Source organism: Kitasatospora sp. NPDC005856, assembly GCF_040629945.1.
Classification (GTDB): Bacteria; Actinomycetota; Actinomycetes; order Streptomycetales; family Streptomycetaceae; genus Kitasatospora.
The window spans coordinates 20,503-27,332 of record NZ_JBEXWT010000111.1 but is presented as its reverse complement, the minus strand read 5'-3'; the positions used below and the strand labels follow the sequence as shown (position 1 = coordinate 27,332).

Genomic DNA, 6,830 nt, shown 5'->3' with positions numbered 1-6,830 from the left:
GAGTGGGGGGGCCGGGGCCGCGGCGTTGGGGGGGGGGGGGGCTCGCGGGCGGGCCCCCCCCCCCCCCGGGCCCCGCCGCCCGGCCGGCCGGGCTCAGGTCGCCCCGCCGCCGGGCTCAGGCGGCCCGGCGCGCGGCGGCCTTCTCGATCGTCCGGATCCGCCGCCACGTGTACATCCACGCGTCGACGTCCCGCACCCCGCACCCCGCAGATCTGCAGGTAGTGCCGCACCTTCTCCAGCTGTGGAAGCACCGGGGCGTTGAGCATGTCCGAGACCGTGCTGCGCCGCAGGACCTTGCCGTACCCGGTCCGCCCCTGCTGGTGGACCCTCGCGCTGCGCTCCTCCAGCCGGCGCAGTGACGGCTCGCCGGCCCGGATCCTGACGTCCTCCAGGCCCGCGACGATCTCCGTCGCGGTGGAGAACATCACGGGATCGGGCTCGCCCGAGGCCGGGACCGGCACGGGCCGCTCGTCTCGGTCGATCTGTGCCTGAGCGCCCTGAGCCGCCTCACGCTCGGCGGTGAAGTCGTCGAGGAGCCGGAACAGGACCTTGATCGCGCGCTTCTCGTCCTCGGGTGGAGGGTCCGAGGTGTTGTCCCGGCCGTCTGGGAGCGCGATGTGCAGGACCCGGTCGGGCCAAGCGTGACTGCACTCGTGGCCTCGGCGGGCGAGGGGCGACTCGTGCCGGCCGGCGAGGGCGTGTCCTCCGTGACGGACGGTGTGCTGGTCGTAGCCGGTCAGGAAGGTGGTCGGCAGGTGAAGGAGGTCCTGCCGACGAACATGCCGGGGTGTTGGCCAACACGGGCGACGTACTCGCGTCTGCTCCTCTCCGGGAGCTGTTTCATGTCCCCGTCCTGGCCGGTCGTGGTCAGGGGCGATCGTCGGTGGCGTGGAGAACGGCCTCGGGGGCGTCGGCGAAGCTCGGGTCCCAGACGTAGGGGGGCCGTTGTCGAGTAGTTCATCGGCAGCTCTGCGTGGTGCACGCCGCAGCACGAGCAGGTGAATCCGGGATCAGTGGTCATGGGCGGAAGTTGCCGCAGCTCCGCACCCCCGCAGCCCCGCAGCTCCGCGGTGACGCGGATCGCACCGGAGGAGGCCTGTCCCGTCTCGGGGCAGGCCTCCTCTCCGTCCCCGGGGAACGGGGTCAGGGGGTGAGGACCAGGCGGCCGCGCAGGCCTCCGGCTTCCAGGCGGCGGTGGGCGTGGGCGGCGTGGGCCAGGGGGAGGGTGTCGGCCAGTCGCAGGGTGAGGCGGCCGTCGGCGGCGAGGGAGCAGAGGTGGGCGAGGGCGGGGCCGTCGGCGGTGATCCACACGTTGGCGACGCGGATGCCGCGCAGGGCCGCCGGGGCGCTGCCGGCCGCGACCGCGACGAAGGCGCCGCGTCCGCGTACCGCGCCCAGGGCCCGGACGCCGAGCAGGGCGGCGTCGATCGCGCCGTCGACCCCGCCGGGCACCGACTCCCGTACGGCGGCGGCCACATCGGGTGCGGTGCGCGGCACGAACCACTCGGCGCCCAGCTCGCGCACCAGCTGCTCGTCGCCCTCCCCGGCGAGCGCGACCACCCGCAGCCCGCGCAGCGCGGCCAGTTCGACGGCGAAGCCGCCGACCGCGCCCGCGGCGCCGGTGACCAGGACGGTGGAGCCGGCCGGCAGGCCGAGCAGGTCGAGCGCCTGCAGCGCGGTGAGGCCGTTCAGGGGCAGCGTCGCGGCTTCGGCGAAGCCGGCGCCCGCCGGGGCGGGAGCGAGGACGTCCGCGTCCAGGACGACCTGCTCGGCGTAGGTGCCGAGGTCGGTGTCCAGGCGGTCGCGCAGGCCCACCACCGGCTGACCGGGCGCGAACCGCGTCACGCCCGGGCCCACGGCGTCCACCGTCCCGGCCACGTCCCAGCCGATACCGGTCACCGCCCGCGGCGCCATCAGCCCCGCCCCGGCGAGCACCCCCGAGCGGGTGACCACGTCCACCGGGTTCACCGCGGCCGCCGCCACCCGCACCCGCACCTGCCCGCGCCCCGGCTGCGGCAGCGCCACCTCCACCAGCTCCAGCGCCTCGGGACCGCCGAACTCCCGCACCACCACGGCACGCATCGCACCCACACTCCTCACCGGACAGGCAACTCCACCCAGCCTACGGAGAGTTACTCTCCATCAGGAAGGACACACCCAAAGGTGCGTACCGCACGGAAAGGAGCGTGGGCCGGTGCCCACCACGACCGCCGCCCAGCGCCGCGCCGCAGACGCGGCCGCCTACGACGCCTACCTCGCCCGATGCCCGGCCCGCCAACTCCTCGACCGGATAGGCGACAAGTGGACCAGCCTCGTCGTCAACGCCCTCGCCGACGGGCCGCTGCGCTACAGCGACCTGCGCCGGCGCCTGGCCGGAGTGAGCGAGAAGATGCTCACCCAGACCCTGCGCGCCCTGGAACGCGACGGCCTGCTCGCCCGCACCGTCACCGCGGCCGTGCCGGCCCGCGTCGACTACACGCTCACCGCTCTGGGACGCGACCTGCTGCCACTCGTCCAGCAGATCAAGGCCTGGGCCGAAGACCACATGCCCCAGGTCCTGGCGGCACGCACCGCGTACGACGACGGCGGGCCGGTGCGGCACTGACCACCCGCGCGAGCTTGGGCGCAACCTTTTCGGGGCCGGCTCGTTGGTCCGGGCAGGTCGAGGGAGTGGCCGGGGCGCCAACCGCGCGCCCCGGCCCGACACAGGAGGACGGCCGTGACCGACACCGACATCGCCGCAGGCTCCGCGGTCCGCAGCGGCAGCCCGGACTCCGCGGTGGACCGGGTGGCCGACTTCTACGGCGCCTACATCGACGCCGTCGACGACGGCACCGACGACCTGGGCGACCAGCTGCGCGCCCACTACCTCACCGAGGACCTGCGTCGGCGGCTGGCCGCCTGGGAAGAGGTCAACCACGCCGACGGCGTGCTGCGCGCCCAGGACGTGCCCACCCGCTGGCAGGTCGCGTACCACGACTCGGGCGCTGGGCACCTGTTCACCACCGTCACCCTGACCTGGGGCAGCGGCCCCGACGCCGGGCACACCCGGCTGGCGGTGCAGAGCGACCTGAGCACCAGGCTGATCTCGGACATCGAGGACGCGCCGGGCGCGTAGCGGCCCACCGACCCCGGCGCCCCCGCCGCCCCCGTCGCCCGTCCGCCTCGCCGCCCCGGGCGGGCCTGCGTCGCCCCCCGGCCGGCGTCAGGCCAGGGCGGCGGTCAGGCGTTCGGGCAGGGTGGCGTACGGGCGGCAGTCGACCACGGGCAGGGCGTGGGCGCGGGCCTGGTCGGCGAGCCAGGTGCTGTAGCGGGCGCTGACGGCGGCGCGTTCGGGCTGCGGGCCCGAGTCGGGTTCGCGGTCCGCGTAGTTGACGCCGATGCGCCGCGGGTCGTCCTCGTGCAGGAAGACCGCGCGCACGCGCCGGCCCTGCCCGGCGGCCTCGGCCACGGCGCGGGCGGCGGCGTCCGGGGTGAGGTAGTCGCCCTCCACGATCGCGGGCACGTCCACGGTGAGCCGGTTGCGCACGACGCCGAGCAGCGCGTCGTCCAGGGCGCGGGCGGTGGCGATCTGGAGTTCCAGGACGCGGTCGGCGGGCAGCTTGTCGGGGTCGGGCACGGTGCTGAAGTGGTGCAGGCCGGGATGGCCGGCGGGGGTGGTGGCGGCCTGCAGCGCGGCCACGACGTCGTCGAACTCGACGACGAACGCGCCGTGTCGGGCGGACAGGTGGGCGGCGGCGCGGCTCTTGCCGAGACCGGAGGCGCCGCCGATCAGCAGGACGTCCCACGGGCTTTCGTCGGTATGCATACCGGCACGGTAGACGGTGCGGGGGGCGGGTGGGCTCCGAGGGGCGGGGCCGGTCTCCCGGCCCGGCCTCCCTACCCGGTCCGTGGTCCGCTGTCCGGACGCCCCTGGTGCGGTCCGTGGTCTGCCGCCGCGCTCACCCCCGGTGCAGGTGAGCGGCAGTGCTCAGGTCACGCCGTGTCAGGCCGCCTGGTCCGGTCGGTCGTGGTCGCGGGTGGCGGAGCGGCGCACGGCCCAGGGGAGGACGAACCAGAGCACGGTGAAGATCAGCGCGATGGCGCAGGTGATCGGAACCGCGAGTGCCGTGCCGAGGACGACGTCCAGGACCAGCAGTACGGCGCCGCTCAGCGCGGAGGCGAGCAGCAGCAGGCCCACCTGGGCGATGCGTACGGAGACGGTGACGATGCGTTGTTTGCCGGGGTGGTGGTACAGGCCGCGGTGCAGGGCGACGGGGGTGGCCAGGACGGCCGCCGCGACGACGGAGAGCAGCAGGGTGGCGACGTAGATGTCCTGCTGGGCGTCGGTGAGCTGGGTGAAGCGCGGGGTGAAGGCGACGCCGAGGAGGAAGGCGAAGACGATCTGCACGCCGGTCTGGAGCACCCTCAGTTCCTGGAGCATCTCCACCAGGCGCCGGTCGGCCCGTACCTCGGGGTTCTCCCAGCCGGGTGGGGGAGCGGGGGAGGGCCGGTGGTCGGGCTGCGGGGCGTCCGGCGGGGGAGGGGGGCTGGTCATGCGTCAGCTTCTCACGGCCCGCCGTCACCGCCCCGCCCCGTACGGCCGGCGCCCCCGGTGCCGCCCCCGCCGCCCCCTGTGCTGCCGCCACCGCCTCCTGTGCCGCCACCGCCTCCGGTGCCGTCCAGCCGGTGCTGCCAGGTGATGAGCAGCCCTTGCAGGGCGGTGGCCTCCTCGGGGCTCAGGTGCGTCAGCAGGCGGTGCTCGTTGCGCAGGTGGGCGGTGAACGCCTCGTCGATCAGGCGCCGGCCGGGGTCGGTGAGGGCGACCACGCGCCCGCGCCGGTCGTCCGCCGCGGGGCGGCGGGTGACCAGCCCGGCGCGTTCCAGCCGGTCGATCCGCTTGGTCATCGCCCCGGTGGTCACCATCGTGTGCGCGGCCAGCTCGCCCGGCGCCCGCTCGTACGGGGCGCCGGCGCGGCGCAGCGCGGCCAGCACGTCGAACTCGCCCTCGCCCAGGCCGTAACGCTGGTAGACGAGGACCAGTTCGGCGCTCAGGCGGGCGGCGAGGCGGTGCAGGCGCCCGATGACGCCCAGCGGGGAGACGTCGAGGTCGGGGCGCTCGCGCGCCCACGCGGCCTGGATCTGGGCGACGTGGTCCTGCTCCTGCTCCTGTCCGGGCTCCATGGACGCCACCCTACCCCGGTAGCTTCCCAGGAAGCTATATTGCCTTCCATGGAAGCCAACCTGCGATGGGTGCTGCTCACCGCCCTCGCCCCCGTCGCCTGGGGCGCCAACTACTGGGTCACCCACGCCCACCTGCCCGCCGACCACCCCCTGTGGGGCGCCGCCCTGCGCGCGCTGCCCGCCGGCCTGCTGCTGCTCGCCCTCGCCCGCCGCCGCCCGCACGGCCCCTGGTGGTGGCGCAGCGCCCTGCTCGGCCTGCTCAACACCGCCGCCTTCTTCGTCCTGCTCTACCTCGCCTCCCAACTGCTGCCCACCAGCGCCGCCGCCACCCTCATGGCCGCCTCCCCGCTGGCCCTGCTGCTCACCGCCTGGGTGATGGCCGGGCAGCGCCCACGCCGCGCCCACCTGGTGGGGTCGGTGGTGGGCCTGGCCGGGGTCGCCCTCGCGCTGGCCGGGGCGGGGGAGGGGATCGGTTGGGCCGGGCTGGCGGCCTCGGCGGCCGCGATGCTGGTCTCCTCCGTCGGCTACGTGTTGGCCGCGCGCTGGCGCGAGGGCGCCGACCCGCTTGCCGTCACCGCCTGGCAGCTGACCGCCGGAGGACTGGTGCTGCTGCCGGCGGCCGCCGCCGCCGAGGGCGCGCCGGCGCCCGTGGACGCACCCACCCTGCTCGCCTTCGGCTACACCACCGTGGTCGCCACCGCGCTCGCCTTCACCTGCTGGTTCGCCGGACTGCGCCGCCTGCCGGCCGGCACGGTGGGCCTGCTCGGACTGCTCAACCCGCTCACCGGCGTGCTGCTGGGCGCCGCGCTGGACGGCGACGCCTTCGGGGTGCGCCAGGGGGCGGGGCTGGCGCTGGTGGTCGCCGGAATCCTGCTCGGACGCCCGCGCGCCGACAGGGCCACCAGGCCCGGCTCCGTCGCCAAGCCCGGCCCTGTCGGACTCCGGGGCGGGATCTTGATTTCAAGTCGACTTGAAGTCCTAGTCTCCGTGGTGCGCGACCGGACCGGCCGCGACACGCACCACGATTACCACGGGGAGTCACGGCCATGACCACCACCACCGCGAACCTCGCCGCACTCGAGCGGCAGGTCCGGGTCCTCACCGACCGCGCCGACATCACCGGCCTCATCGACGGCTACCTGCTCAGCCTCGACACGCTGCCCCGTGGCGGCGGGCGCTTCGACGAGGCGTGGGCGCGGCGCTACTTCACCCCCGACGTGCGGATCACCACGCCGGTGGGGGACCACGAGGGGATCGACGGTCTGGCCGAGTCCGAGCAGGCGACCCTCGGGAAGTTCGAGCGGACCCAGCACGTGGGCGCCAACTACATGATCGACCTGGACGGGGACCGGGCCGCGGTGCGCTGGAACGCCGTCATGACGCATGTCCACCTCGCCTCGACCCAGCAGGCGCGCGGCGAGGAACCCGGCGGCCACTTCGACGTCGGCGGCACGTTCACCGGCGAGGCCGTGCGCACCACCGACGGCTGGCGCCTGCGAAGCCTCGACGTGCGGGCCGTGTGGACGAGCGGGCAGGGGCCGCTCGTCCTGACCCCGAAGGCCGGGGCGACGCTTCGCGACCTCGCCGGCGGAGCGTGACGGCGTGACGGCGCCCCGGAAACCACCCGGGCGCGGGCACCGCGCTTGCCCGTCGGCCGGATGGCGCTG

The 6,830-nt window shown here is 75.3% G+C and carries 8 protein-coding genes and 1 pseudogene; 5 read left to right on the top strand and 4 right to left on the bottom strand.

The features are described from left to right. Positions 1-264: 264 nt before the first annotated feature. Positions 265-492 carry a hypothetical protein gene (locus ABZ449_RS37195; protein ID WP_360355119.1) on the top strand — a complete coding sequence of 76 codons (228 nt, stop codon included), beginning with the start codon at positions 265-267 and terminating at the stop codon, positions 490-492. Positions 493-1,143: 651 nt separating this feature from the next. On the opposite strand, the gene ABZ449_RS37190 is transcribed toward ABZ449_RS37195, so the two are convergent. Continuing rightward, complete coding sequence (locus ABZ449_RS37190; RefSeq protein ID WP_360355116.1) at positions 1,144-2,082, bottom strand: NADP-dependent oxidoreductase; 939 nt, start codon at positions 2,080-2,082, stop codon at positions 1,144-1,146. Positions 2,083-2,194: 112 nt separating this feature from the next. Between ABZ449_RS37190 and ABZ449_RS37185 the strand changes: the two genes are divergently transcribed. Both ABZ449_RS37185 and ABZ449_RS37180 read left to right on the top strand, forming a co-directional pair. Continuing rightward, positions 2,195-2,605 (top strand): helix-turn-helix domain-containing protein, encoded by a 411-nt coding sequence (locus ABZ449_RS37185; RefSeq protein ID WP_360355114.1) that lies wholly within the window; start codon positions 2,195-2,197, stop codon positions 2,603-2,605. A 114-nt stretch (positions 2,606-2,719) separates the two neighbouring features. Next, positions 2,720-3,118 (top strand): hypothetical protein, encoded by a 399-nt coding sequence (locus ABZ449_RS37180; protein ID WP_360355111.1) that lies wholly within the window; start codon positions 2,720-2,722, stop codon positions 3,116-3,118. An 87-nt stretch (positions 3,119-3,205) separates the two neighbouring features. Here the strand turns inward: ABZ449_RS37180 and ABZ449_RS37175 are convergent, their stop codons facing one another. From ABZ449_RS37175 to ABZ449_RS37165, 3 genes and pseudogenes are all read right to left on the bottom strand, one after another. Further along, positions 3,206-3,808 carry an AAA family ATPase gene (locus ABZ449_RS37175; protein ID WP_360355109.1) on the bottom strand — a complete coding sequence of 201 codons (603 nt, stop codon included), beginning with the start codon at positions 3,806-3,808 and terminating at the stop codon, positions 3,206-3,208. Positions 3,809-3,985: 177 nt separating this feature from the next. Beyond that, positions 3,986-4,537 (bottom strand): DUF6328 family protein, encoded by a 552-nt coding sequence (locus ABZ449_RS37170; RefSeq protein WP_360355108.1) that lies wholly within the window; start codon positions 4,535-4,537, stop codon positions 3,986-3,988. Between the two features lie 119 nt (positions 4,538-4,656). Then, positions 4,657-5,163: pseudogene (locus tag ABZ449_RS37165) on the bottom strand (MarR family transcriptional regulator); the annotation flags it as partial. 48 nt (positions 5,164-5,211) lie between these two features. Here ABZ449_RS37165 and ABZ449_RS37160 point away from each other — a divergent pair. Both ABZ449_RS37160 and ABZ449_RS37155 read left to right on the top strand, forming a co-directional pair. Continuing rightward, positions 5,212-6,213 carry an EamA family transporter gene (locus ABZ449_RS37160; protein WP_360355105.1) on the top strand — a complete coding sequence of 334 codons (1,002 nt, stop codon included), beginning with the start codon at positions 5,212-5,214 and terminating at the stop codon, positions 6,211-6,213. Continuing rightward, on the top strand, positions 6,210-6,761 hold the full coding sequence (locus ABZ449_RS37155; protein WP_360355103.1) for a nuclear transport factor 2 family protein: 552 nt from the start codon (positions 6,210-6,212) through the stop codon (positions 6,759-6,761). Before ABZ449_RS37160 ends, ABZ449_RS37155 begins: the two co-directional genes overlap by 4 nt. The last annotated feature ends 69 nt before the right edge of the window (positions 6,762-6,830 follow it).